Raw genomic sequence first — 24,761 nt, 5'->3', positions numbered from 1 at the left:
CACTCCCCCGGGGGGAGCGCGGGCCGCGCGCCGTGTTCCGGTGAGCGGGTCTCAGAGCCGCTCGGGCGTGCGGATGCCCAGCAGCGCCATGCCCCGGTGCAGCGTGCGGGCCGTCAGGTCGCACAGGAAGAGGCGGTTCTCCACCTGCTCCGGCGAATCGGCCTTCAGCACCGGGCACTTGTCGTAGAACGACGTGTACAGCGACGCCAACTGGTACAGGTAGGCGGCCAGCTTGTGCGGCGCGTACTCCGCGGACGCCTCGAAGACCGTGTCCCCGAACGCGTCCAGGTGCAGGCCCAGCGCGCGCTCCGCCCCGTGCAGCTCCAGCTCCGGGTGGGCGGCGGGGCGGACCTCGCCGGCCTTGCGGAGGATGGACTGGATACGGGCGTAGGCGTACTGGAGGTACACGCTGGTGTCGCCGTTGAGCGAGACCATCTGGTCCAGGTCGAACTTGTAGTCGCGGTTCGGCGAGGTCGACAGGTCCGCGTACTTCACGGCTCCGATGCCGACCTGCTCGGCCCGCTCCCGGATCTCGTCCTCGGTGAGGTCCCGGGCCTTCTCCCGCACGACCTCCGCGGCCCGCTGCACCGCCTCGTCCAGCAGGTCCTCCAGGCGCACGGTCTCGCCCTCACGCGTCTTGAACGGCTTGCCGTCCGCGCCGAGCACCGTGCCGTAGCCCATGTTGTGCGCGGTGACGTCGTCGTTCAGCCAGCCCGCCCGGCGGGCCGTCTCGAAGACCATCCGGAAGTGCAGCGACTGGCGCACGTCGACGACGTACAGCAGCGTCGTCGCGTGCAGGTCGACGACGCGGTTGCGGATCGCCGTCAGGTCGGAGGCCGCGTAGCCGAAGCCGCCGTCGGCCTTCTGCACGATCAGCGGGACCGGCTGGTCGTCCTTGCCGCGGATCTCGTCGAAGAAGACCACCAGCGCGCCCTCGGAACGCACCGCGACACCCGACTCCTCCAGAAGCCGGGCCGTCTCGGGCATGCCCTCGTTGTACGCGGACTCCCCGACGATCTCCTCGTCGCGGATCTCCATGTCGAGCTTCTCGAAGACCGAGTAGAAGTACACCTTCGACTCGTCCACGAACTGCTGCCACAGTTCGAGCGTCTCCTTGTCGCCGGACTGCAGGGCGACCACCCGCTTCCGGGCCCGCTCCTTGAACTCCTCGTCCGCGTCGAAGAGCGCCCGCGAGGCCTTGTAGACGCGGTTCAGGTTGCTCATGGCCTGCTCGCCGTCGACCTCGGCCGCCGGGGCCAGCTCGCCCGGGTGCTCGAACAGGTACTGGATGAGCATGCCGAACTGGGTGCCCCAGTCGCCGATGTGGTGCCGGCCGATCGTCTTCTCGCCGGTGAAGTCGAGCATGGCGCGCAGCGCGTCGCCGATGACCGCCGACCGCAGGTGGCCGACGTGCATCTCCTTCGCCACGTTCGGCTGGGCGTAGTCGACGACCGTGACGCCCGCGTCCGCCTTCAGCGGCACGCCGAGGCGCTCGCCGTCCGCGTGCCGCGCGGCGAGGTTCCCGGTGATCGCCCGGTCGGCGACGGTGATGTTGAGGAAGCCGGGGCCGGAGACCTCGACGTCCTTGATCAGGTCACCGGTCGTGATGCGTGCCACGACCTCGGCGGCCAGCTCCCGCGGGTTCGCCTTCGCCTGCTTGGCCAGTGCGAGGATGCCGTTGGCCTGGAAGTCCGCCCGGTCGCTTCGTCGCAGCAGCGGGTCCGCCTCCGGCTGGGTGACCGAGAGGGCGGATGCGAGCTGCTGGTTGACGAGATCGGTGAGCGGTGTGACCGAGGCCATAGGAGTGGGTGCCGTTCTCCTCGTGGGTGCAGATAGACACGGTCAGTATCCCATGCGGGGTAAAGCGGTTTTCTCGGCCGCGGAGCGCCGGGCGCCGCCGGTCAAGGAGCGGTGGGGCACGCACCGGCACGGCCCGCACCCCCGCGCGAGCCGGTGAAAAGGCGTTTTCGCCGTCGCCGCCGATGCTGGGAGAATGGAGCGGTCAGCCGTGCGACCGTACCGGCTGCTCCAGCAGAAAGAAGGACGTGCCGATCGTGGCTCAGAGCACCGAGACCACCGACTGGGTCTCCCGTTTCGCGGATGAGGTCATCGAGGAGTCGGAGCGTCGGGCCCCGGGCAAACCTGTTGTCGTCGCGTCCGGACTCTCCCCCTCCGGCCCGATCCACCTGGGCAACCTCCGCGAGGTCATGACCCCCCACCTCGTCGCCGACGAGATCCGCCGCCGCGGCCACCAGGTCCGGCACCTGATCTCCTGGGACGACTACGACCGGTACCGCAAGGTCCCCGCCGGTGTCCCCGGGGTCGACGAGTCGTGGTCCGAGCACATCGGCAAGCCGCTGACCTCCGTCCCCGCCCCCGCCGGCTCCGCCCACCCGAACTGGGCCGAGCACTTCCGGGCCGCCATGGTCGAGTCGCTGGCCGCGATGGGCGTGGAGTTCGACGGCATCAGCCAGACGGAGCAGTACACCTCCGGCGTCTACCGCGAGCAGGTCCTGCACGCGATGAGGCACCGCGGTGACATCGACGCGATCCTCGCCCAGTACCGCACCAAGAAGACCCCGGCGAAGAAGCAGCAGCAGAAGCCCGTCGACGAGGCCGAGCTGGAGGCCGCCGAGGGCTCCGGCGCCGCCGCCGAGGACGACGGCAGCTCGGGCACGGCCGGGTACTTCCCGTACAAGCCGTACTGCGGCAACTGCGAGAAGGACTTCACCACCGTCACCTCCTACGACGACGACTCCACCGAGCTGACCTACGCCTGCACGGTGTGCGGCTTCTCGGAGACCGTCCGGCTCAACGAGTTCAACCGCGGCAAGCTGGTCTGGAAGGTCGACTGGCCCATGCGGTGGGCGTACGAGGGCGTGATCTTCGAGCCCAGCGGCGTCGACCACTCGTCCCCCGGCTCCTCGTTCCAGGTCGGCGGGCAGATCGTCGGCATCTTCGGCGGCGAGCAGCCCATCGGGCCGATGTACGCCTTCGTCGGCATCAGCGGCATGGCGAAGATGTCCTCCTCGAAGGGCGGGGTCCCCACCCCGGGCGACGCCCTGAAGATCATGGAGCCGCAGCTGCTGCGCTGGCTGTACGCCCGCCGCCGGCCCAACCAGTCCTTCAAGATCGCCTTCGACCAGGAGATCCAGCGGCTCTACGACGAGTGGGACCGCCTCGACGCCAAGGTCGCCGACGGCAGCGCCCTGCCCGCCGACGCCGCCGCGCACTCCCGCGCGGTGCGCACCGCGAGCGGTGAACTGCCGAGGACCCCCCGGCCGCTGCCGTACCGCACGCTCGCCTCGGTGGCCGACATCACCGCCGGCCACGAGGACCAGGCGCTGCGCATCCTCAGCGACCTCGACCCGTCGAACCCGCTCGGCTCGCTGGACGAGGCCCGGCCGCGCTACGACAGGGCCGAGGCGTGGATCAACCACCACGTCCCCGCCGACCAGCGCACCATCGTCCGTGCCGAGCCCGACGCGGAACTGCTGAAGTCGCTCGACGAGCAGGGACAGCAGTCGCTGCGGCTGCTGCTCGACGGACTCGCCGACAACTGGTCGCTGGACGGGCTCACCCACCTCGTCTACGGCGTGCCCAAGGTCCAGGCGGGCTTCTCCGCCGACGCCACGCCCAAGGAACTGCCGCCGGAGATCAAGACCGCCCAGCGGTCGTTCTTCGCGCTGCTGTACCACCTGCTGGTCGGGCGGGACACCGGGCCCCGGCTGCCCACGCTGCTGCTCGCGGTGGGGCAGGACCGGGTGCGGGCCCTGCTCGGGGAGTAGCCGAGGACCACGGAGGGGGCGTCCGGTGCCGACGGCACCGGACGCCCCCTCCGCGCGTCGTGACCGCCGCTAGGCGATGTGGTCCTCTTCCATCTCCGCCGTGTGACGCGCCTGGAAACGCTCGGCGAGCGTCTTCAGGGCGCTCGGGCTCAGCGTCGTGCCGTAGGTCGCCTCGATGTTGTCGCCCAGGACCCGGGGCGTCGGGTAGCTGCCGTCTATCGACTGGCGGAACACCTGGTAGTACGCCTCCTCGTCCGGGTCGGCGGCGGGGGTGCCGCCGCCCTCCCCGAGCTCGCGGGTGCGGCCGCCGGGCACGACGGGGATGGGGAAGCTGCCGGTCTCCTCCGGAGAGGGCTCCTGCAGCGGCGGCTCCTCCTGGTACTGGTCCCGGTACTGCTCGGCGTGCTGCTGCTCCGCGTACCAGCGGGCGTACTCCTCGTCCGGGTCGTACGTCGGGTCGTAGCCGCCCTGGTACTCGACGGTGCGGGGGTCGCGGGCGTGCAGCCACAGGTTCTGGTCCTGGGCGGTCCCGTCCGGCACCCCGGCGCCGTGACGGCCCTGGACCTCCGCGCCCTGCCCGCCGGACGGCGCCCCCTCCAGCGCCTGCACGGCCCGGCCGGCACCCCCGTCGCCCACCTGCGCCGTCCCCGCGGCACGACCGCCCGCGGCCGGGGCGTCGACGGGACCGCCGGCGGTGACCTCCGCACGGGAAACGGCGGACACCTCCGGGGCCGGCGGGATCAGCGCGGGCTCGATGCCCGCCGCCGCCAGACCCGCCGGGGCCGTCTCGGCCAGGGGCACGCCGTACTTGGCGAGCCGCAGCGGCATCAGGGACTCGACCGGGGCTTTGCGGCGCCAGGAACGCCCGAAGCGGGAACGCAGCCGGGCCTGGTAGACCAGCCGCTCCTGCTCCAGCTTGATCACCTGCTCGTAGGAGCGCAGCTCCCACAGCTTCATCCGCCGCCACAGCAGGAACGTCGGCACCGGCGACAGCATCCAGCGGGTCAGCCGGACGCCCTCCATGTGCTTGTCGGCGGTGATGTCGGCGATCCGGCCGATCGCGTGCCGCGCCGCCTCCACCGAGACGACGAACAGGATGGGGATCACCCCGTGCATGCCCACACCGAGCGGATCCGGCCACGCCGCGGCGCCGTTGAACGCGATCGTCGCCGCCGTCAGCAGCCACGCCGTCTGCCGCAGCAGCGGGAAGGGGATGCGGATCCAGGTCAGCAGCAGGTCCAGCGCCAGCAGGACGCAGATACCGGCGTCGATGCCGATCGGGAAGACGTAGCTGAAGTTCCCGAAGCCCTTCTGCAGGGCCAGTTCACGGACCGCCGCGTACGAACCGGCGAAGCCGATCCCGGCGATGATCACGGCACCGAAGACGACCACGCCGATGAGAACCCGGTGCGTCCGTGTCAGCTGAATGGGCGCGGCCACCCGTACTCCCCTCCCAGTGCGTGTTGTTGCGCGCAACAGAGTGGCACATGTGTGCGGGAGACGGGTGGCCGGTTCTGCTTCAGCGGGCTCAGCCCTGGTCGGAAGCGGGCTTCGTGGCCGAGGCGGACGGCGCCCGGGAGGCGGACTTCGACGGCGAACCCGCGCTCCCGCCGGGCCCGTTGGCCTTGGTGACCGACGTCACGGCCTCCTTGGCCGCCTTCTGGGCGTCCTTCATCAGGTCCGCGGCGTCCGGCGCCTTGTCCCCGGCCAGACCGGCACCGTTGTAGTCGAGGGTGACGACCACGTTCTCCACGCGGACCACCACCGTCTGCTGCTTGAAGGTGCCTTCCTTCTTCTTCAGCTCGTAACGCACCGCCGTGGCCTCGTCACCGGTCCCGCTGACCGGCTCCGCCTTCGCGCCCTGCGCGCCCTCGGTCGCCTGGGCGTCCCGCACCTGCTTGTCGTAGTACTGCTGGGCCAGCTTGTCGCCCGCACCACGGGTGGTGTCGGAGTCGAAACGCAGCAGCGACACGTTCAGCCAGCGGAACTGCGAGCCCTTCACCCCGTTGTTGTCCAGGCTGTTCCAGGAGCAGCTGGCGCGGGTCGACACGTCGTCCGAGCCGCCCTCCTTGCCCGACTTCGCCTTCGGGGCCAGGTCCTCCAGGGTCTTCTTCGACAGCACCCCGCACGCCTCGGGAAGCCTCTGGTACGCCGCGGCCTGCACGGTGGGCGACGGGGCGGCGGACGTCGGGGCGGCGGCGCCGGAGGCCTTGTCCTTGCCGTCGTCGGAGCCGGAGTCCGAGGAGCAGCCGGCGGCGCCCAGCATCACCGGGACGGCAGCCGCGCAGACAAGGACGCGGCGAAGACGCTTCACTCTCTGACCGGACTGCTGCTCACGCTGTGCTCGTCGCTGCATGGTTCCTTCACTCATGACGCTCGTGTTCCCTGCCGTCGGATCGGGTCCGAGGGGTCACGGTACGCGTTGAGTCACCCGTGCGGTCCCTCTTCGCCTGCTTCGCGCACGGGGCCTCAGAGGGCGGGAAAGAGACTCAGCCGCCCAGTGAATCGGCCAGCTCGGCAGCCAGTTTCCTGGCCCTGTCCTGCATTTCCTTGCTGTCCGGGACCGTGCCGACGGTCATCGGCTGCTCCGCGTACTCGACGGTCACCATCACGTTGGACGTGCGGAACGCCACAGTCACCGTGCGCTGCCGGGCGGTCGAACCGGCGCTGTCGAGCGCGTCGTCGAGGAACGCCTCGTCGCCCAGGTCCTCCAGCACTCGGGGCTGCAGATCGGCCGGGGACACGGAGGGCGAGGCGGAGGAGGACGGGGACGAACCCGCGGCCCCGGACGGCCCGGTGGAGGAGGAAGGGGAGGAAGGGGAGGAGGACGTGGACGAGGAGGGCGAGGGGGAGCCCGTCGACGTCACCACCGGCTCGGGCAGTTCGGCCGCCGACTGCTTCGTCGCGAACAGCTCCTCGGCCTGGGCGTCGTCGCTGACCGCGTTGTCGTAGGAGACGACCCGTTCGAAGTCGACCAGCAGGTGGTTGGTGGCCTCGGCCGACTCCACCTTCCAACGGCAGCCCACCTTGCGGTCGGTGTCGTAGGTGAGCGTCGCCTCGCCCCCGTACGCCTTCTCGCGCCTGGCCTCGTCGGTCATCTCGCCGATGCCGGGCAGGAGTTCGTCGAGCGTCCGGCCGTCGACCACGCCGCACGGCTCGGGCAGCGTGGCGTACCGGCCGGGCTGGGCCGCCGGGGACGCCGTACCGGCGCTGCCCGGGTTGGAGTTGTCCGACGGTCCGCCGTCGTCCGAGCTGCCGGTGCAGCCGGCCAGTACGGCCGCCAGGAGCGCGGCGACGCCGGGTACGTACGCCCTCCGCAGCACGGTCGGGCTCCTCTCGACGGTGGGTGCGGGCCGGTGCCCGCCGGGCCTTCCCAGTGTCCCCGCTGGTTAATCGCTTGCCGCAGGGGGGCGCCCTTCGCAGACAATGTGTATCGCACGCACTGCCGTGGACGCCGGTCCGTCATCCCTTTTCCGTGACCTTGGCGCCGGTTTTGCTCTTTACGGACTTCTGTTTTTCTTTCGGGGGAATGAGGCGTTATGTCGTACGTGGAAATGCCGGGCGCGAAGGTACCGATCCGGATGTGGGCCGATCCCGCGACGGTGGAGGAGGGCGCGCTCCAGCAACTGCGGAACGTCGCCACCCTGCCGTGGATCAAGGGGCTGGCCGTGATGCCGGACGTGCACTACGGCAAGGGCGCGACGGTCGGTTCGGTCATCGCGATGCGCGGTGCGGTCTGCCCGGCGGCGGTGGGCGTCGACATCGGCTGCGGCATGTCGGCCGTGCGGACCTCCCTGACGGCGAACGACCTCCCGGGCGACCTCTCCCGGCTGCGGTCGAAGATCGAGCAGGCGATCCCGGTGGGCCGGGGCATGCACGACGACCCGGTCGAGCCCGGCCGCTTCCACGGACTGGCGACGGCCGGCTGGGACGACTTCTGGGGGCGCTTCGGCGGAGTGGCGGAGGCGGTCAGGTTCCGTCAGGAGCGGGCGACGAAGCAGATGGGAACCCTGGGTGGCGGGAACCATTTCGTAGAGGTGTGCACCGATACGGACGGGTCCGTCTGGCTGATGCTGCACTCCGGCTCCCGGAACATCGGCAAGGAACTCGCCGAGCACCACATCGGCATCGCCCAGAAGCTCCCGCACAACCAGAACCTGGTCGACCGCGACCTCGCCGTCTTCGTCGCGGACACCCCGCAGATGGCCGCATACCGCAACGACCTGTTCTGGGCCCAGGAGTACGCGAAGTACAACCGCTCGATCATGATGGCGCTCCTGAAGGACGTGGTCCGCAAGGAGTTCAAGAAGGCCGGGCCGTCCTTCGAGCCGGAGATCAGCGCGCACCACAACTACGTGGCCGAGGAGCGTTACGACGGCATGGACCTGCTGGTGACCCGCAAGGGCGCGATCCGCGCGGGTTCCGGCGAGTACGGGATCATCCCGGGCTCGATGGGCACGGGCTCCTACATCGTCAAGGGCCTCGGGAACACCAAGTCCTTCAACTCGGCGTCGCACGGCGCCGGTCGGCGGATGAGCCGCAACGCGGCGAAGCGGCGCTTCTCCACCAGGGACCTGGAGGAGCAGACGCGGGGCGTGGAGTGCCGCAAGGACTCCGGTGTCGTGGACGAGATCCCGGCCGCGTACAAGCCGATCGAGCAGGTCATCGACCAGCAGCGGGACCTCGTGGAGGTCGTCGCGAAGCTGAAGCAGGTCGTCTGCGTCAAGGGCTGACCCGGCGGAGGCGACGAGGAGGGCGGGCCCCCGGCCGGGGACCCGCCCTTCGCGTGCGTCGCCGCGCCGGCCTCACGCCTCGCGGTGCACCTTGGTGTTGGAGGCCTGGGCGCGGGGGCGGACGACCAGGAGGTCGATGTTGACGTGGGGCGGGCGGGTCACCGCCCAGGTGATGGTGTCGGCGACGTCGTCCGCCGTGAGGGGGTTCGCCACACCCTGGTAGACCTTCTCGGCCCGCTCCGTGTCGCCGCCGAAGCGGGTGAGGGCGAACTCCTCGGTCCTGACCATGCCGGGCGCGATCTCGATGACGCGGACCGGGCGGCCGACGATCTCCAGGCGGAGGGTCTCGGCGAGGACGTGGGCGCCGTGTTTGGCGGCGACGTAGCCCGCGCCGCCCTCGTAGGTGGCGTGGGCGGCGGTGGAGGAGACGACCACGACCGTGCCGTCGCCGCTCGCGTCGAGCTTGGGGAGCAGGGCCTGGGTGAGGTGGAGGGTGCCGAGGACGTTCGTCTCGTACATGGTGCGCCACTGCTCCGGGTCGCCGGTGGCGACCGGGTCGGCGCCGAGTGCGCCGCCGGCGTTGTTGACGAGGACGCCGACGGTCTTGAAGGCGGTGGCGAACTCGTCGACGGCCGCGCGGTCGGTGACGTCGAGGGGGTAGGCCGTGGCCGCGTGGCCGGCGGCGGTGATCTCCTCGGCGAGGGCCTCGATGCGGTCCTTGCGGCGGGCGGTGAGGACGACGCGGTAGCCGGCCCCGGCGAGCCGGCGTGCCGTGGCGGCGCCGATTCCGCTGCTCGCGCCCGTGACGACGGCGATACGGGACGCGGCGGGCGGTGCGGCGGTGGCCATGGGGCTGCTCCTCGGGCGGTGGGGTGGCGTGCCCGGTCAGCATAGGCGGGGGTGCCGGGCGGGGGGTCAGCCGTTGCGCGGGGCCCACATGATCACGGCCATGCCCGCGAGGCAGACCAGGGCGCCGGTGATGTCCCAGCGGTCCGGGCGGTAGCCGTCGGCGACCGCGCCCCACAGCAGGGAGCCGGCGACGAAGATGCCCCCGTACGCGGCGAGGACGCGGCCGAAGTGGGCGTCCGGCTGGAAGGTGGCGACGAAGCCGTAGGCGCCGAGGGCGAGGACGCCGCCGGCCGCCCACATCCAGCCGCGGTTGTCCCGTACGCCCTGCCAGACCAGCCACGCGCCGCCGATCTCGAGCAGCGCGGCGAGGACGAACAGGGCGGCGGAGCGGAGGATGAGCATGTCCGCAGCTTCGCATGCGGGCCGTGCGTCACCTGTTGGAGGGCGCCTGGTGGGGGCCGGGGCGGGGATACATGCGGTACATCCGACGGACAGGGAGGTACGGGCATGCCGGTGAGCGCGCGGCCGCGGCTGATGGCGGAGCTGGCGGCGGTGTCCCGGCGGTACATGGCGTCGTACGCGCTGTTCAACCAGGCGCTCGCCGACCACCTGGGGCTGCATCCCACGGACCTGCAGTGCCTGAACCTGCTGACGCTGGAGGGCGGCCCGGTGACGACCGGGCGGATCGCGGAGCTGACGGGGCTGACGACCGGGTCGGCGACGCGGCTGGTGGACCGTCTCGAGCGGGCGGGCTACGTGGTGCGGGAGCGGGACGCGGCGGACCGGCGGCTGGTGCTGGTGGCGCCGGTGCCGGAGAAGGCCGCGGAGTTCGAGCGGGTGTGGGAGCGCATCGGGGGCGGCTGGGTGGCGTTCTTCGACGACCTGGACGACTCCGAGCTCGCTCTGTTCACCGATCATCTGCGGCGCACGACGGACTTCGGGGCGGAGCAGGCGGCGCGGCTGCGGGCCGGGGAGGTCGGGTAGGGCGGGTGGTGCGGTCAGCCGGTTTCGGTGTCGTAGTGCTCGCGGGCGCGGTGGACCTCGTCGAAGTGGGTCTCCGCCCAGTCCTTCACGGCGGTCAGGAGCAGGCTGAGGCTCGTGCCGAGCGGGGTGAGCGCGTAGTCGACGCGGACGGGGACGGACGGGGTGACGGTGCGGGTGAGGAGGCCGTCGCGTTCCAGTGTGCGCAGGGTCTGGGTGAGCATCTTGGGGCTGACGCCGGCGATCCTGCGGCCGAGGTCGCTGTAGCGCATGGGCCCGGGGGCGAGGGCGCTGACGACCAGGGCGACCCACTTGTCGCTGATGCGGTCCAGGAGCTGGTTGGTGGGGCAGCCCTTGAGGAACGCGTCGTACTCGGCGCGTGCCTGTTCCCGCCGCTGGGCCGCCGTCGTGGTCGCCATGGCTCACCTTCCGGAGACAAACGCACTCTGAGGTAACTACTTACTTCTGGATAGTAACTCTTCCTAGGGTTGTGGTCAGCCGCGGAGGAACCGTGGTGAACAGCCACCATCAGGGAGTTTTCGTCATGCGTGCAGCAGTGGTGACGTCGTTCGGCGGGCCCGAGGCCGTGCGGGTCGTGGACGTGGAGGTGCCGGAGCCGGAGGCCGGGCAGGTGCGGATCGAGGTCGCGGCGGCGGCCCTGAACCCGGTGGACGCGGGGATCAGGGCCGGCGTCTTCGGCGGGACGGGCGGGGTGGTCGGGCTCGGATGGGACGTCGCGGGGACCGTCGACGCGGTCGGGGCGGGGGCGGGGTGGAGCGCCGGTGACGAGGTGGTCGCGCTCGCCCACGGCTTGGCGAAGCCGCTGGGGACGCACGCCGAGTACGTCGTCGTGCCGGCGGACGCGGTGGCGCGGGCGCCCCGGACGGTCGACGCGGCGCACGCGGCCGCGCTGCCGCTGAACGCGCTGACGGCCGCGCAGGGCCTGGACCTGCTGGCGGTGCCCGAGGGCGGTTCGCTGCTGGTGACGGGCGCGGCGGGCGCGGTCGGCGGCTACGCCGTCCAGCTCGCCGCCCACCGGGGGGTCGCCGTCACCGCCCTGGCGCGGGAGGACGACGAGGAGCTCGTGCGCTCCTTCGGTGCCGCGCGCTTCACGGATGGCGAGGTGCGGGCGGGGAGCTTCGACGCCGTGCTGGACGCGGCGGTGCTCGGCGAGCGGGCGCTGGCGTGGGTGCGGGACGGGGGCGCGTACACCGGTTTGATCCCGCGGGCGGAGCCGGCGGGGGAGCGCGGGGTGCGGGTGGCCGCCGTCGAGGTGGTCGCGGACGGGGTGCGGCTGGCGGAGCTGGTGCGGCTGGTGGACGAGGGGGTGCTGACGCCGCGGGTCGCGGACACGTACGCGCTGGCCGACGCGGTGAAGGCGCACGCGCGGCTGGCGGAGGGCGGGGTGCGGGGACGGCTGGTGCTGGTGCCGTAGGCGCGCCGACGGGGGTACCCGGCGCCGGGGACGTCGGGGGGTGCTCGACGTCGGGTGCGTCGGGGTGCTCGTCGGGGAATAGCGCGGGACGGGGTGTCGTTCCAGGGGTATAGTTGAACCGTCAACAACCTGGAGGGTGAGCGGCCATGCAGTTCGGGATCTTCACGGTCGGGGATGTCACGCCCGACCCGACCACGGGGCGCACGCCGACCGAGCGCGAGCGCATCAAGGCCATGGTCGCCATCGCGCTGAAGGCCGAGGAGGTGGGCCTGGACGTCTTCGCCACCGGTGAGCACCACAACCCGCCGTTCGTGCCGTCCTCGCCGACCACCATGCTCGGCTACATCGCGGCCCGCACGGAGAAGCTCGTCCTCTCCACCTCGACCACGCTGATCACCACCAACGACCCGGTGAAGATCGCCGAGGACTTCGCGATGCTCCAGCACCTGGCCGACGGCCGGATGGACCTGATGATGGGCCGCGGCAACACCGGCCCGGTCTACCCCTGGTTCGGCAAGGACATCCGCCAGGGCATCAACCTCGCCGTCGAGAACTACGCCCTGCTGCACCGGCTGTGGCGCGAGGACGTCGTCGACTGGGAGGGCACGTTCCGCACTCCCCTCCAGGGCTTCACCTCCACGCCCCGCCCGCTGGACGACGTGCCGCCGTTCGTCTGGCACGGCTCCATCCGCTCGCCGGAGATCGCCGAGCAGGCCGCGTACTACGGCGACGGCTTCTTCCACAACAACATCTTCTGGCCGGCCGACCACACCAAGCGCATGGTCGAGCTGTATCGCAACCGGTACGCCCACTACGGGCACGGCACGCCCGAGCAGGCGATCGTCGGCCTGGGCGGCCAGGTGTTCATGCGGAAGAACTCGCAGGACGCGGTGCGCGAGTTCCGCCCCTACTTCGACGTGGCGCCGGTCTACGGCCACGGGCCCTCGCTGGAGGAGTTCACCGCGCAGACGCCGCTGACCGTGGGCTCCCCGCAGCAGGTCATCGAGAAGACGCTGGCCTTCCGCGACTACGCCGGTGACTACCAGCGCCAGCTCTTCCTGATGGACCACGCCGGACTGCCGCTGAAGACCGTGCTGGAACAGCTCGACCTGCTCGGCGAGGAGGTCGTGCCGGTGCTGCGCGAGGAGTTCGCCAAGAACCGTCCGGCGGACGTGCCGGACGCGCCGACCCACAGTTCGCTGCTGGCCACCGCCCGGCGGAAGGAAGGAGCACGGGCATGAGGCTCGTCGTCGTATCGGCCGGACTGAGCGTGCCGTCGTCCACCCGGCTGCTCGCGGACCGGCTGGCCGCCGTCGCCGCCCCCGCGGCCGGGGACGCGGAGGTCCGGGTGATCGAGCTGCGCGACCTCGCCGTGGAGATCGCGCACACCTTCACCAACGGGTTCCCCGGCGGGGCGCTGGCGGACGCGTTCGACGTCGTGACGGGGGCCGACGGGCTGATCGTGGTCACCCCGGTGTTCTCGGCGTCGTACAGCGGGCTGTTCAAGTCGTTCTTCGACGCGCTGAGCGTCACCGACCCCGACGCGCTCGCCGGGAAGCCGGTGCTGATCGCCGCGACCGGCGGCAGCGCCCGGCACTCGCTGGTGCTGGACCACGCGCTGCGTCCGCTCTTCTCCTACCTGCGGGCCGTCGTCGTGCCGACCGGCGTGTACGCGGCCTCCGAGGACTGGGGTGCCGAGGGGCTGGACGGGCGCATCGAGCGGGCGGCCGGTGAGCTGGCCGCGCTGACGGCGGGCCTCGCCGCCGCCCGTCCGGAGCCCCGGCGGGACTCCTTCGAGGAGGTCACCCCCTTCGCGGAGCGGCTGGCGGCGCTGCGGCCCGCCGGGTGAGATACGGGTAAGAAGCGGGCCCCGGCGCCGTCCGCCGGGGCCGGGGCATGTCCGTGGTTGGCACACTGGGCGCGTGCCGCACACCGTTCTGCTCGCCGAAGACGACCGCGCCATCCGCAACGCCCTGGAGCGCGCCCTGACCCTGGAGGGCTACCGGGTCACGGCCGTCGCCGACGGTGTCGAGGCCCTCGCGCAGGTCCACCGGAGCCGGCCCGACGTCCTGGTGCTGGACGTGATGATGCCCGGCATCGACGGGCTCCAGGTGTGCCGGGTGCTGCGTGCCGAGGGCGACCGCACGCCCGTGCTGATACTGACCGCGCTGGTGGAGACCGCCGACCGGATCGCGGGACTGGACGCGGGCGCCGACGACTACGTCGTCAAGCCGTTCGACGTCGAGGAGGTCTTCGCCCGGCTGCGTGCCCTGCTGCGCCGCGCGGCCCCCGTCGCCCCCGTACCGGCCCCCGAGCCCGTGCCGGAGCCGCGGCCGGGGCCCTCCGGCCGGTACGTCGAGGCGGCCGGACTGCGCATGGACCCGCAGGCGCGCCGGGCCTGGCGGGGCGGGCGGGAGCTGGAACTGACCCGCACCGAGTTCGAACTGCTGGAACTGCTGATCCGGCACGCCGGCGTCGTCCTCGAACACGCCACGATCTACGACCGCATCTGGGGCTACGACTTCGGCCCCGGCTCCAAGAACCTCGCCGTCTACGTCGGCTACCTGCGCCGCAAGCTCGACGAGCCCGGATCGCCCCAGCTCATCCACACGGTGCGCGGGGTGGGTTACGTGCTGCGGGAGGGCTGAGGTGTCCGCGCGCGGGACGACGGGCGGCGCGGACGGACCGCCCGGGACCACGGGGCCGGTCCCGCGCCGGCGGCTGCGGCTGCTGTCACTGGGGACGACGTTCGCCGTGGCGTTCGCGGCGGTCACCGCCTCCGTCACCGTGCTGGTCGGCATCCTGTCGTACAACGCGGCCGCCCGGCTGGTGCGGGTGGACCAGCAGTCCGTGTTCGACGAGGTCGTGCAGGACCTGCAGAGCGAGGTCAGGGACAACCGGATGGAGCCGCTCGACTTCTCCTCCGCCGCGCCCGGCCACGACCTGGTGCGGCCCGCGCGGACCGACGTCCAGGTGCTGGGGCCCGACGGCAGCGTCTTCGACCCGGGCGACCCGGGGCTGCCGGTCGTCGACGCCGACCGCCGGATCGCCGGGGCCGCCACGGCGGGGCGGGTGGTCGTGCACGCGGGCGTCGACGTCGGCGACGACGTCTACCGGGTGGCGACCGTCTCGCTGGGCGGTGAGCGGGGCGCGGTGCAGGTGGCGCAGGAGTTCAGCGACACCGAGGACCTGCTGCGCGCCCTCCAGCGGCGCACCCTCGTCCTGATGGCGGCGGTCGTGCTCGCCGCCGGACTGTTCGGCTGGTGGCTGGCCCGCCGCATCACCCGCCGCCTCGTCGTCCTCACCAACGCCGCCGAGGTGGTCGCCCGCACCCGGCGCCTCGGCATCCAGGTGCCCGTCGCCGGCTACGACGAGGTGGGGCGCCTCGGCCGCGCCTTCGACCGGATGCTGGGCCGGCTCGCCCAGTCCGAGGAGGACCAGCGCCGGCTGGTGCAGGACGCCGGGCACGAACTGCGCACCCCGCTCACCTCGCTGCGCACCAACATCTCGCTGCTGCGCCGCATCGACGAGCTGCCGCCCGGCACCCGTGAGGAACTCGTCGCCGACCTCACCCAGGAGGCCCGCGAACTGACCGACCTCGTCAACGAGCTGGTCGAGCTGGCGGCCGGGCAGTCCGACACCGAGCCGCCGCAGCGGGTCGACCTCGCGGACGTCGCCGAGGACGTGGCGGGACTGGCCCGGCGGCGCACCGGACGGGAGATCGTGGTCGGCGCGAGCGGCGACACCACGACCCACGGGCGGCCGGTGATGCTCACGCGGGCGCTGTCCAACCTGGTCGAGAACGCCGTGAAGTTCGACCGGGACGGCCGCGCGCCGGTCGAGATCCGCGTCTCGGGCCCGGCCCGTCCGGGCACGGTGCGCGTCGAGGTACGCGACCGGGGGCCGGGCATCGCCGAGGACGACCTGACCCGCGTGTTCGACCGCTTCTACCGGGCCGCCGACGCCCGGTCCCTGCCGGGTTCGGGGCTCGGCCTGTCCATCGTCCGCGAGGTCGCCCTCGCCCACGGCGGCGCGCCGTACGCCCACCGCCGCGAGGGCGGCGGGACGGTCACCGGCTTCACGGTGGGCGGCGTCGCGGGGGAGGGCCCGGGGGAGGGCTCGGGGGAGGCGCGGGGGCGGTGACCGCGCCGCGGGGCGGCCGCCCCGCGGCCGGGCCCGCGTCGGCGTCCGTACCGGTGCCCGCATCGGCGTCCGCGTCGGCGGGCAGGCGTGCCGCAGGCGTAGCGGGCGTTCGCGCTGCGCAGGTATGCATGCGGGGGCGGTCGGACGTCGTCCCCGTGCGAGGGGAGGGCGACAGATGCTGACGGATGCCGAGGCGGCCGCGCTGGCGGCGGTCGACGAGGAGGCGCTGGGGCGGACGCTGCTGGAGCTGATCGCGGTGCCGAGCGTGACCGGGAGCGCCGCCGAGTCGGAACTCCAGCACCAGCTGGCCGGGCGGCTGGAATGGCTCGGCCTCGACGTCGACCTGTGGCCGCTGGACCTGCCCGCGCTCCGTGCCGACCCGGACTTCCCGGGCACCGAGGCGCCCCGGGACGAGGCGTGGGGCCTGGTCGGCACCACGCCCGACGGCGGCGACGGGCCCACGCTGATCCTCCAGGGCCACGTCGACGTCGTACCGCCGGGCGACCTCGGGGCGTGGGAGGGGGATCCGTTCGCGCCCCGGGTGACCGGGGACCTGGTGCACGGGCGCGGGGCGTGCGACATGAAGGCGGGGCTCGCGGCGCAGCTCGCCGCGCTGGCGGCGATACGGACGTCCGGGACCCGGCTGCGCGGCCGGGTCGCCGCGCACTTCGTGGTCGGTGAGGAGGACGGCGGACTCGGCGCCTTCGGCACCCTGCGGCGCGGTCACGGCGGGGACGCGTGCGTCATAGCGGAGCCCACCGCGGGCACCCTGATCACCGCCAACGCGGGCGCGCTGACCTTCCGCGTCTCCGTGCCGGGCAGGGCGGCGCACGGCAGCACGCGGGAGCGGGGGGTGAGCGCGGTGGACGCGTACCTGCCGCTGCACCGGGCGCTGGCCGAGCTGGAGACCGAGCGGAACCGGGACCCGGACCCGCTGCTCGCCGAGTACCCGATCCCGTACGGCCTGTCCGTGGGCACGCTGCGGGCCGGGGACTGGGCGAGCAGCGTGCCCGATCTGCTGGTCGCCGAGGGCCGGCTGGGGGTGCGGCTCGGGGAGGACCCGGCGCGGGCGCGGGCCGCGCTGGAGCGGTGCGTGGCCGAGGCGTGCGCCGCGGACCCCTGGCTGCGGGACCGTCCGGCGACGGTGAGCTGGCCCGGCGGACAGTTCGCGAGCGGCCGGCTGCCCGAGGGACACGCCCTCGCGGACACGGTCGGGGCGGCCCACGCCGACGTTACGGGCGGCGGCTCCCGGCCGAGGCGGCGCGGGGCCACCTACGGCAGCGACCTGCGGCTTTACACCGGAGCCGGCATCCCGACGCTGCAGTACGGGCCCGGGGACATCGCGGTCGCCCACAGCGCCCGCGAGCACGTCTCGCTGCGCGAGACGGCGCGGGTGGCGCGGGCGCTGGTGCTGACGGTGCTGCGGACCGTGGGCACCAAGTGAGGGGCGGGACACCGGCGCCGTTCCGCGTGGGCGCCTGACCCCGGACCCCGCCGCGTGGGACACTCGGGCCCGTGATCATCGAACGTGCGTACGCACACGGGGGGCCGGGGGACGAGGGGGAGTGGCCCTGGTCGGTCCCCTGTGTGCGCGAACTCCTGGACGGCGGACTGCGCTTCACCGCCCCGGTGACCTTCGTCGTCGGGGAGAACGGGTCCGGGAAGTCCACCCTCGTCGAGGCCCTCGCCGAGGGCTTCGGCCTGGACCCCTGGGGCGGCTCCCACGAGTGGCGCTACGCGAGCCACCGCACCAAGTCCGTCCTCGGTGAACGCGTCCGCTTCGACGCCGCCCCGGGGGGCCGCCGGATGCTGGCCTCCTGGTCCGCCCGCCAGGGCTTCTTCCTGCGCGCCGAGACGGCCCTGGACGCCCTCGGCCGGGAAGGGCTCGACCCCGACGCCCGCAGTCACGGCGAGGGCTTCCTCGCCGCGTTCCGGGGCAAGTTCCTGCGCCCCGGACTGTATGTGCTGGACGAGCCGGAGGCGGCCCTGTCCTTCTCCTCCTGCCTCGAACTGATCGGTCACCTCGACCAGTTGACGAGGGCGGGCGCCCAGGTGATCTGCGCCACCCACTCGCCGCTGCTGACCGCGCTCCCCGGCGCGGACATCGTCGAGGTCGGCGACCACGGCGTGCGCCGCACCACCTGGCAGGATCTCGCCCTGGTCGACCACTGGCGCCGCTACCTCGCGGACCCGGGCGCGTATCTGCGGCACGTACTGGGATGAGGCCCGCGCGGGCGGGTTCCCCGCTTTCCGTTATCCGGCCCGGGGCCGCGGCTCTCCTGTGACGACAGGGCCAGGACAGTACGGTCCAGGACCGAGAAGGAGTGTGGACGAGCGTGGCAGCGAGCAGCGGACCCGGCAGGGAGACGGTCGAGGCGGCACGGCGCGGTGACATGCGCGCCCAGGACGAACTCGTCGCCGCCTACCTCCCGTTGGTCTACAACATCGTGGGCCGGGCCCTGAACGGGCACCCCGACGTCGACGACGTGGTGCAGGAGACCATGCTGCGCGCCCTGGCCGCGCTGGGCTCGCTGAGGGACCCCGACGGTTTCCGGTCCTGGCTGGTCGCCATCACCATGAACCAGCTCCGTCACCACTGGCGCGATCACCGTACGGCTCCTGCCAGTTCGGCACTGCACGACGCCTACGACGTCGCCGACCCGGGTGCCGACTTCGTGGACCTGACGATCGTGCGGCTCGGCCTGGAGGGCCAGCGGCGGGAGGCCGCGGAGGCCACCCGCTGGCTGGACCCCGACGACCAGGCGCTGCTGTCGCTGTGGTGGCTGGAGGCGGCGGGCGAGCTGACGCGGGGCGAGGTGGCGGCCGCGATGGAGCTGTCCCCGCAGCACACGGCGGTGCGGGTGCAGCGGATGAAGGCGCAGCTGGAGACGGCCCGGCTGGTGGTACGGGCGCTGGCCGCCCACCCGCGCTGCGTCCTCCTCGACGACGTAATCGCCTCCTGGGACGGCGTCCCCTCGGCCCTGTGGCGCAAGCGCGTCGCCCGGCACGTCCGGGACTGCACCGTCTGCGCGGGCTTCGCATCGGGTCTGGTCCCGGCGGAGGGCCTGCTGGTCGGCCTGGGCCTGGTCCCGGTGGGCGCGAGCCTGCTCGCCGCGTCCGCCCTGTTCACCGTCTTCGGCGCCGGCACGGCGGACGCGACGCCGGTGTCCCACGCCGGGGAGGCGATGGGGTCGGGGGCGGGGCCCGACGGGTGGGGCGCGGCGCCGGGGGGCCCGGGGGCGGGGGGCCCGGGGCCCGACGGGTGGGGCACCGTGCCCGGCCCGGGCGACATCGGGGTGTGGTCCACGCAGCCGTCGGGCTCCGGCGGGCCGGGGGCGGACCGGGAGGGTGCGCACACGGTCCCCGCGGGCGCACCGGACGACCGGGTGGCCGCCACTCACGGGGACGGTGCGGGCCCCGCGCAGCCGTCCGACGGCCGTGAACCGGCCACGGTGGTGGGCCACCGCACGCACCTGCGCGCCCGCAGCCGACGCAAGCGGCGCGGCAGGACCGTCGCGGCGGTGGCCGCGGCGCTGCTGGTCACCGGCGGCACGATATCCGGGATAGCCATCCTCACCCCGGACGGTGACGCGGACCGGGTACGGGCGGCGGCCGAGAGCGCGACCGACTCGTCCCGCCCCACCCCGGAATCCGCCACCCCGTCCGCCGGGGCCCCCTCCGCCTCCTCGTCCCCCTCGTCCTCCCCCTCGGCCAGTGCCTCCGCCGCGAAGCCGAAGCCCAGCGCCACGCCCGCCCCGGCCACGTCCGAGGCGAAGGCCGCCCCCGCACGCACCCCGGCGCCCGCGAAGCCGCCCGCGCGGCCGAAGCCCGAGGCCCCGGCCGCGCCCCCGGCCGGGGGCCCCGCCGCGCAGGTCCTGAGCCTCACCAACACCGAGCGCGCCAAGGCGGGCTGCGGTCCCGTGAAGCTCGACGACCGGCTCGCCAGGGCGGCCCAGCTGCACAGCGAGGACATGTCCGCCAACGACTACTTCTCCCACACCGGCCAGAACGGCAGCAGCTTCGTCGACCGCGCCAAGGCCCAGGGCCATCCGAGCCCCGGCGCCGAGAACATCGCCCGGGGTCAGAGCTCCGCCGCGAGCGTCATGGACGCCTGGATGAACTCCGAGGGACACCGCGCGAACATCCTCAACTGCTCCCTCAACTCCCTCGGCGTCGGCGTGACACAGAACGACTGGACCTGGACCCAGGTGTTCGGCTTCTGACCCGGCGCGACCCGACCCGACCCACCGCGACCCGGCCCGGCGTGCGGGACGGCCGGGTCACCGGCCGGCGGGTTCCCAGGTGAAGCCGTCCGGGTCGGTGAAGGGGCCGGTGGGGCTGGTGATCGTGAGGCGGTGGGATCCCGTGCCGTCGGGGGAGACGCCCGCCACCTTGCCCAGGGCGCGGCGCTTGTAGAGCGACAGCTTGACGGTGTCGGGGGCGGTGGTGAACTCGACGTACTTGCCGCCGAAGCTCTTGCCCACGGTCAGGCCCCGCTCGACGTAGAACTGCTTGCTCGCCTTGACGTCCTCGACGCCCAGCAGGAGCACGATCTCGTCGATGTCCCGGGTGGCGGGGCCGGTGTCCTTCTTCGAGGAGGTCGCGAGCTGCCAGACCGTGCCGTCGGGGGCCTGGACGACGCCGCCGTAGCCCCACAGCGACTTCGCGGCGGGCTTGAGGGAGGTGGCGCCGGCGCCGAGCGCGGCGGCCTGCAGGGCGTCCACGTCGCCCGGCTGGGACACCACGAGGGAGAGGGTGAACCCGCGGAAGCCGGTCGAGGGGGCGTCCGAGCCGCGCACGCGCACCCGCGCCGGGTCCAGGGCGAAGGCGTCGGCGTAGAAGCGCGCGGCGGCGTCGGGGTCGGCCACCTCGAGGGTGACGGAGTCGATGGAGTTCATGCCTTCGACGGTAGGGGGGACCCGGTCCCGTCCGCTTCTCGAAAACTGACCGGTCAGTGACCGCCGGTCAGCTCGCCGCTCAGGGTCCGGTGGATCCGCGCGCTGGGCTCGTTCAGCCCGATGATCTCGACGCTCTTGCCTCGCTGGGCGTACTTGGTCTCGATGGCGTCCAGCGCGGCCACCGACGAGGCGTCCCAGATGTGGGCGGCCGACAGGTCGACGACCACCCTGTCGGGGTCGGTGGCGTACGCGAACTGTCCGACCAGGTCGTTGGAGGACGCGAAGAACAGCTCGCCCGTGACCCGGTAGACCACCGTGCCGCCGTCGGGGTCGGTGACGGCGGTGACCTCGGCGAGGTGGGCGACCCGCCTGGCGAAGACGACCATCGCGGTGACCGATCCGACGACCACGCCGACGGCGAGGTTGTGGGTGGCGACCACGCACCCGACGGTGATCACCATGACGGTGATCTCCCCGGCCGGCATCCGCCGCAGTGTCCTCGGCGCGACGGAGTGCCAGTCGAACGTCGCGAACGACACCATGACCATCACCGCGACCAGCGCCGCCATCGGGATGTCGGAGACGATCGGCCCGAAGGCGACGCACAGCACCATCAGGAAGGCGCCCGACAGGAACGTCGACAGCCGGGTACGGGCCCCGGACACCCGCACGTTGATCATCGTCTGGCCGATCATCGCGCAGCCACCCATGCCGCCGAAGAAGCCGGTGACGATGTTGGCGATGCCCTGGCCCACGGACTCGCGGGTCTTGGAGGAGTGCGTGTCGGTGATCTCGTCGACCAGCTTGGCCGTCATCAGCGACTCCATCAGCCCGACCAGGGCCATGGCGAGCGCGTAGGGCGCGATGGTGGTGAGCGTGTCCAGGGTGAACGGCACGTCCGGCAGCCCGGGCACCGGCAGCGAGGACGGCAGCTCGCCCTTGTCGCCCACGGTCGGCACCGCGATCCCGGCGCCGACCGTGAGGACGGTGAGGACCACGATGGACACCAGCGGCGCCGGCACCACGGTGGTGACCTTAGGGAAGAGGACCAGCAGCGCCAGCCCGGCGGCGAACAGCGGATAGACCGGCCAGGGCACGTCCACCAGCTCCGGCACCTGCGCCATGAAGATGAGGATCGCCAGCGAGTTGACGAAGCCGACCATCACGCTGCGCGGCACGAACCGCATCAGCTTCGCCACCCCCAGCGCGCCGAGCACGATCTGCAGGACGCCGGCCAGGATGACGGCCGCGACGAGGTACCCGAAGCCGTGCTCCCGGTTGAGCGGTGCGATGACCAGGGCGACGGCACCGGTGGCCGCGGAGATCATGGCCCGGCGGCCGCCCACGAACGCGATGGTCACCGCCATGGTGAACGAGGCGAACAGGCCGACCGCCGGATCGACGCCGGCGATGATCGAGAACGAGATCGCCTCGGGGATCAGCGCCAGCGCGACCACGAGACCGCCGAGCACCTCGGTGCGCAGCACCTTCGGGTCGGAGAGCCAGGACGGACGCCGGGGGCCGCGCAGCCAGGCGGACGGGGACAGTGCGGTGAGGGACAAGACGAGAGGAACCTGTCGTGCTCGGGCAGGCCCGGCAGCGGTGCGGGCGCGCGGAAGGTCAGGGGTGGCACGTGGAGGGGGCACGGAGGGCCGGAAGGGGCCGTCCGTGAGGTCCGCGGGCGGCGGACCGGCGTCAGGGGGCGGCGACGCGGCGTGGCGTGCGCGGACGTGAGGGCGCCGACGGGCGCAGGGTCACGGCGGGCAGACAGCGGTGCCGGGCATCACGGACATGCGCACGCTCTCTCCTTGGGACAATGGTCTTCCTGGGACCATGCACTTCGCCGGGGGCGTCGTCGGCCCCGGCACGGCCGACCCGCAAACTCTACCCTGACGTTAGGGTAGGGATCGGCTCGGCTGTCCGCAGCCCCGGCGAGAGACGAGGACGGCACATCGCGTGAGCAGCGCCCACATGCAGATCGGCGAGGTCGCCGCACGGACCGAGCTGTCGCTGCGCACCATCCGCCACTATGAGGAGACCGGCCTCGTCATCCCGTCCGCCCGGTCCCAGGGCGGATTCCGCCTCTACACCGAGGCCGACGTCTCCCGGCTGATGGTCATCCGCCGGATGAAGCCCCTCGGCTTCTCCCTCGACGAGATGCGCTCCCTGCTCGAGGCCACCGACCGGCTCGACTCGGGTGACGACCTCTCCCCGGAGCTGCGGGAGGCCCTGCTGGAGCGCATCCGGGACTTCGAGCGGGCCGCCCAGCAGCGGGTCGAGACCCTGCGCACCCAGCTCGCCCGCGCCGAGGAGTTCGCCGCCGACCTCGCCCACCGTCTCGCGCCGGCGGCCACACCCGCGCCCTGAACCACGGGACGCGGCCCGCCATGGGAGCTGGCCCCCCCCCGCCACGGGACCTGGCCCCCCACGGGACACGGGGCCCCCACGGGACCGCCGGTCAGCGCGCCAGCAAGTCGATCACGCCCGTCAGGTCCTCCTCCCCGCTGCCCTCGGCCAGCCGGCGTCGCATCAACGCGAAGTAGGGCGTGAGCAGTTCCGGGCTGACCCCCTGCTCCTCCGCGGTGCGCAGGAAGGTCGGCGTGCCGGCCACCTGCATGGCGAGGTTGGAGACGACGTCCCGGGTGTAGTCGCCGCTGCGCAGCTGGGCGGCGGTCTGGTGCACGGACGGGGCCATCGCGCCGAGCCAGTCCGCCAGATGCGGGGCGAAGGCGGCGGGGTCGACGTCCGACTTCCTGATCAGGGCGAAGGCGTGCGCCGCCCCCGCGAACATGCCGTACATGGCGCTGAGCAGCGCCACGTCGTGCAGGGCCGCGCCGCCCGCGTCCTCGCCGGCCCAGGTGGTGCCGGCGGGGACGGCCAGCGTCTCCCGGTGCCGCTCGAACAGCTCCCGCGAGCCGCTGTAGAAGACGTACCCGCCGCTGCCGGGCGTGCCGATCATCGGCGGGACGGCCATGATCCCGCCGTCCAGGTAGCGGGCGCCGCGCCCGCCGGCCCACGCGGCGCGGGCACGGGCCTCGCCGGGGGTGCCGGTGGTCAGGTTGACCACGTCCTTGCCGGTCAGGTCGGCGCCGGACAGCGTCTCCTCCACCGAGGCGTCGTCCATCAGGCAGACGACGACCAGGGTGTTCGCCGCGACGGCGGCGGCGGCGCTCCCGGCGACCACCGCCCCCTCGGCGGCGAGCGGCGCGGAGCGGGCCGGGGTGCGGTTCCAGACGGTGAGCGGGTGCCCGGCGGCGAGCCAGGTACGGGCCAGCGCGGTGCCCATCGCGCCGAGGCCCAGCAGTGTGACGGACGTTTTCCCAACGGTGTTCTGTGCCATGCCGATTAGGCTGGGAGAAGGCCCGGAGGCGATCAAGTACGTACTTCGGAGTGGGTGGTTTCCCCGGGGTGAGCGAGCACGTCGAAGGGGTGGGGCATGACCACGCTGAACCGGCCCGGCACACCGCCCGGCCACGTCTGCGGCATCGACACCGCGATGGAGGTGATCGGCGGCAAGTGGAAGGTGCTGCTCCTCTGGGCGCTCCACGAGCACCCGCACCGCCGCTTCGGTGAACTGCGCCGCCTGCTCCCCGGGATCACCGAGAAGGTGCTCGCCTCGCACCTGCGCGAGATGGAGGCGGACGGTGTCGTGCACCGCGTCTCCTACGAAGAAGTGCCGCCCCGCGTGGAGTACTCCCTCACCGAGGACGGCAAGCGACTCAACGCCGCGCTCGAACCACTGGCCGCGTGGGGCCGCGAACGGACGACGGGGCCGGACACCGCCCGTCCCGCCTGATCCGTCGCGGCAGGCGCGGCCCCGTCCGGGCGACCGGGCCCAACTCCCCTGGCGGCGGCACTCTTTACTGTGATGCGAATCACCGCCAGAGTGCTGAGTGCCGGACGGGGGAGGTTTCCGTACCCTCCATGACGGCGG

At 72.9% G+C, this 24,761-nt stretch carries 23 protein-coding genes; 13 read left to right on the top strand and 10 right to left on the bottom strand.

Features of this window, described 5'->3' with window-relative positions; translation table 11 throughout:
• Positions 1-51: 51 nt before the first annotated feature.
• A complete protein-coding gene (gene argS / locus IE118_RS31410; RefSeq protein WP_189561495.1) occupies positions 52-1,800 on the bottom strand; it encodes an arginine--tRNA ligase in 1,749 nt (582 codons plus the stop codon).
• Between the two features lie 245 nt (positions 1,801-2,045).
• Between argS and lysS the strand changes: the two genes are divergently transcribed.
• Entirely contained in the window at positions 2,046-3,788 is a 1,743-nt protein-coding gene (gene lysS, locus IE118_RS31405) for a lysine--tRNA ligase (RefSeq protein ID WP_189561494.1), read from the top strand.
• 69 nt (positions 3,789-3,857) lie between these two features.
• Here lysS and IE118_RS31400 read toward each other — a convergent pair whose 3' ends face one another.
• The 3 genes from IE118_RS31400 to IE118_RS31390 all read right to left on the bottom strand — a co-directional run bounded on the left by IE118_RS31400 (position 3,858) and on the right by IE118_RS31390 (position 7,111).
• Positions 3,858-5,228 (bottom strand): DUF2637 domain-containing protein, encoded by a 1,371-nt coding sequence (locus IE118_RS31400; RefSeq protein WP_189561493.1) that lies wholly within the window; start codon positions 5,226-5,228, stop codon positions 3,858-3,860.
• Between the two features lie 88 nt (positions 5,229-5,316).
• Positions 5,317-6,159: a DUF3558 family protein gene (locus tag IE118_RS31395; protein WP_189561492.1), complete on the bottom strand. Its 843-nt coding sequence runs from the start codon at positions 6,157-6,159 to the stop codon at positions 5,317-5,319.
• Between the two features lie 118 nt (positions 6,160-6,277).
• Complete coding sequence (locus IE118_RS31390; RefSeq protein ID WP_189561491.1) at positions 6,278-7,111, bottom strand: DUF3558 domain-containing protein; 834 nt, start codon at positions 7,109-7,111, stop codon at positions 6,278-6,280.
• Positions 7,112-7,327: 216 nt separating this feature from the next.
• On the opposite strand from IE118_RS31390, the gene IE118_RS31385 reads away from it, so the two are divergent.
• A complete protein-coding gene (locus IE118_RS31385; protein WP_189561490.1) occupies positions 7,328-8,521 on the top strand; it encodes an RtcB family protein in 1,194 nt (397 codons plus the stop codon).
• A 72-nt stretch (positions 8,522-8,593) separates the two neighbouring features.
• Here IE118_RS31385 and IE118_RS31380 read toward each other — a convergent pair whose 3' ends face one another.
• The gene (locus IE118_RS31380; RefSeq protein WP_189561489.1) at positions 8,594-9,370 is read right to left on the bottom strand and encodes an SDR family NAD(P)-dependent oxidoreductase; all 777 of its coding nucleotides are present in this window, start codon (positions 9,368-9,370) and stop codon (positions 8,594-8,596) included.
• 66 nt (positions 9,371-9,436) lie between these two features.
• On the bottom strand, positions 9,437-9,772 hold the full coding sequence (locus tag IE118_RS31375; protein WP_189561488.1) for a YnfA family protein: 336 nt from the start codon (positions 9,770-9,772) through the stop codon (positions 9,437-9,439).
• A 105-nt stretch (positions 9,773-9,877) separates the two neighbouring features.
• Between IE118_RS31375 and IE118_RS31370 the strand changes: the two genes are divergently transcribed.
• Positions 9,878-10,354, top strand: coding sequence for a MarR family winged helix-turn-helix transcriptional regulator (locus IE118_RS31370; RefSeq protein WP_189561487.1), 477 nt, complete (start codon positions 9,878-9,880; stop codon positions 10,352-10,354).
• A 14-nt stretch (positions 10,355-10,368) separates the two neighbouring features.
• Here the strand turns inward: IE118_RS31370 and IE118_RS31365 are convergent, their stop codons facing one another.
• Complete coding sequence (locus IE118_RS31365) at positions 10,369-10,770, bottom strand: winged helix-turn-helix transcriptional regulator (protein WP_189561486.1); 402 nt, start codon at positions 10,768-10,770, stop codon at positions 10,369-10,371.
• Positions 10,771-10,895: 125 nt separating this feature from the next.
• Here IE118_RS31365 and IE118_RS31360 point away from each other — a divergent pair, with 125 nt between their 5' ends.
• The 8 genes from IE118_RS31360 (at position 10,896) to IE118_RS31325 (ending at position 20,152) form a co-directional block, all read left to right on the top strand.
• Positions 10,896-11,786 (top strand): NADP-dependent oxidoreductase, encoded by an 891-nt coding sequence (locus tag IE118_RS31360; protein WP_189561485.1) that lies wholly within the window; start codon positions 10,896-10,898, stop codon positions 11,784-11,786.
• A gap of 146 nt (positions 11,787-11,932) precedes the next feature.
• Positions 11,933-13,027, top strand: a complete 1,095-nt coding sequence (locus IE118_RS31355; protein WP_189561484.1) for an LLM class flavin-dependent oxidoreductase — start codon at positions 11,933-11,935, stop codon at positions 13,025-13,027.
• Complete coding sequence (locus IE118_RS31350) at positions 13,024-13,635, top strand: FMN reductase (RefSeq protein WP_189561483.1); 612 nt, start codon at positions 13,024-13,026, stop codon at positions 13,633-13,635. Before IE118_RS31355 ends, IE118_RS31350 begins: the two co-directional genes overlap by 4 nt.
• Positions 13,636-13,708: 73 nt before the next feature.
• On the top strand, positions 13,709-14,434 hold the full coding sequence (locus IE118_RS31345) for a response regulator transcription factor (RefSeq protein WP_189561482.1): 726 nt from the start codon (positions 13,709-13,711) through the stop codon (positions 14,432-14,434).
• Positions 14,435-14,507: 73 nt separating this feature from the next.
• Positions 14,508-15,929, top strand: coding sequence for a HAMP domain-containing sensor histidine kinase (locus IE118_RS31340; protein ID WP_189561526.1), 1,422 nt, complete (start codon positions 14,508-14,510; stop codon positions 15,927-15,929).
• Positions 15,930-16,104: 175 nt separating this feature from the next.
• Positions 16,105-17,373: an ArgE/DapE family deacylase gene (locus tag IE118_RS31335; RefSeq protein WP_189561481.1), complete on the top strand. Its 1,269-nt coding sequence runs from the start codon at positions 16,105-16,107 to the stop codon at positions 17,371-17,373.
• Positions 17,374-17,444: 71 nt separating this feature from the next.
• Positions 17,445-18,152 (top strand): AAA family ATPase, encoded by a 708-nt coding sequence (locus tag IE118_RS31330; RefSeq protein ID WP_189561480.1) that lies wholly within the window; start codon positions 17,445-17,447, stop codon positions 18,150-18,152.
• Between the two features lie 113 nt (positions 18,153-18,265).
• Entirely contained in the window at positions 18,266-20,152 is a 1,887-nt protein-coding gene (locus tag IE118_RS31325) for a sigma-70 family RNA polymerase sigma factor (protein ID WP_434100250.1), read from the top strand.
• 57 nt (positions 20,153-20,209) lie between these two features.
• On the opposite strand, the gene IE118_RS31320 is transcribed toward IE118_RS31325, so the two are convergent.
• Positions 20,210-20,827 (bottom strand): VOC family protein, encoded by a 618-nt coding sequence (locus IE118_RS31320; RefSeq protein WP_189561479.1) that lies wholly within the window; start codon positions 20,825-20,827, stop codon positions 20,210-20,212.
• Between the two features lie 53 nt (positions 20,828-20,880).
• A complete protein-coding gene (locus IE118_RS31315) occupies positions 20,881-22,389 on the bottom strand; it encodes a SulP family inorganic anion transporter (RefSeq protein WP_229847034.1) in 1,509 nt (502 codons plus the stop codon).
• Between the two features lie 394 nt (positions 22,390-22,783).
• On the opposite strand from IE118_RS31315, the gene IE118_RS31310 reads away from it, so the two are divergent.
• Positions 22,784-23,194 (top strand): MerR family transcriptional regulator, encoded by a 411-nt coding sequence (locus IE118_RS31310; RefSeq protein WP_229847033.1) that lies wholly within the window; start codon positions 22,784-22,786, stop codon positions 23,192-23,194.
• Between the two features lie 91 nt (positions 23,195-23,285).
• On the opposite strand, the gene IE118_RS31305 is transcribed toward IE118_RS31310, so the two are convergent.
• Positions 23,286-24,167 carry an NAD(P)-dependent oxidoreductase gene (locus IE118_RS31305; RefSeq protein WP_189561478.1) on the bottom strand — a complete coding sequence of 294 codons (882 nt, stop codon included), beginning with the start codon at positions 24,165-24,167 and terminating at the stop codon, positions 23,286-23,288.
• A gap of 96 nt (positions 24,168-24,263) precedes the next feature.
• Here IE118_RS31305 and IE118_RS31300 point away from each other — a divergent pair, with 96 nt between their 5' ends.
• Complete coding sequence (locus tag IE118_RS31300; RefSeq protein ID WP_189561477.1) at positions 24,264-24,623, top strand: winged helix-turn-helix transcriptional regulator; 360 nt, start codon at positions 24,264-24,266, stop codon at positions 24,621-24,623.
• Positions 24,624-24,761: the final 138 nt, after the last annotated feature.

The sequence above is a fragment of the Streptomyces pilosus genome, assembly GCF_014649835.1.
Classification (GTDB): Bacteria; Actinomycetota; Actinomycetes; order Streptomycetales; family Streptomycetaceae; genus Streptomyces; species Streptomyces pilosus.
This window is presented reverse-complemented; position numbering and strand designations above follow the sequence as displayed.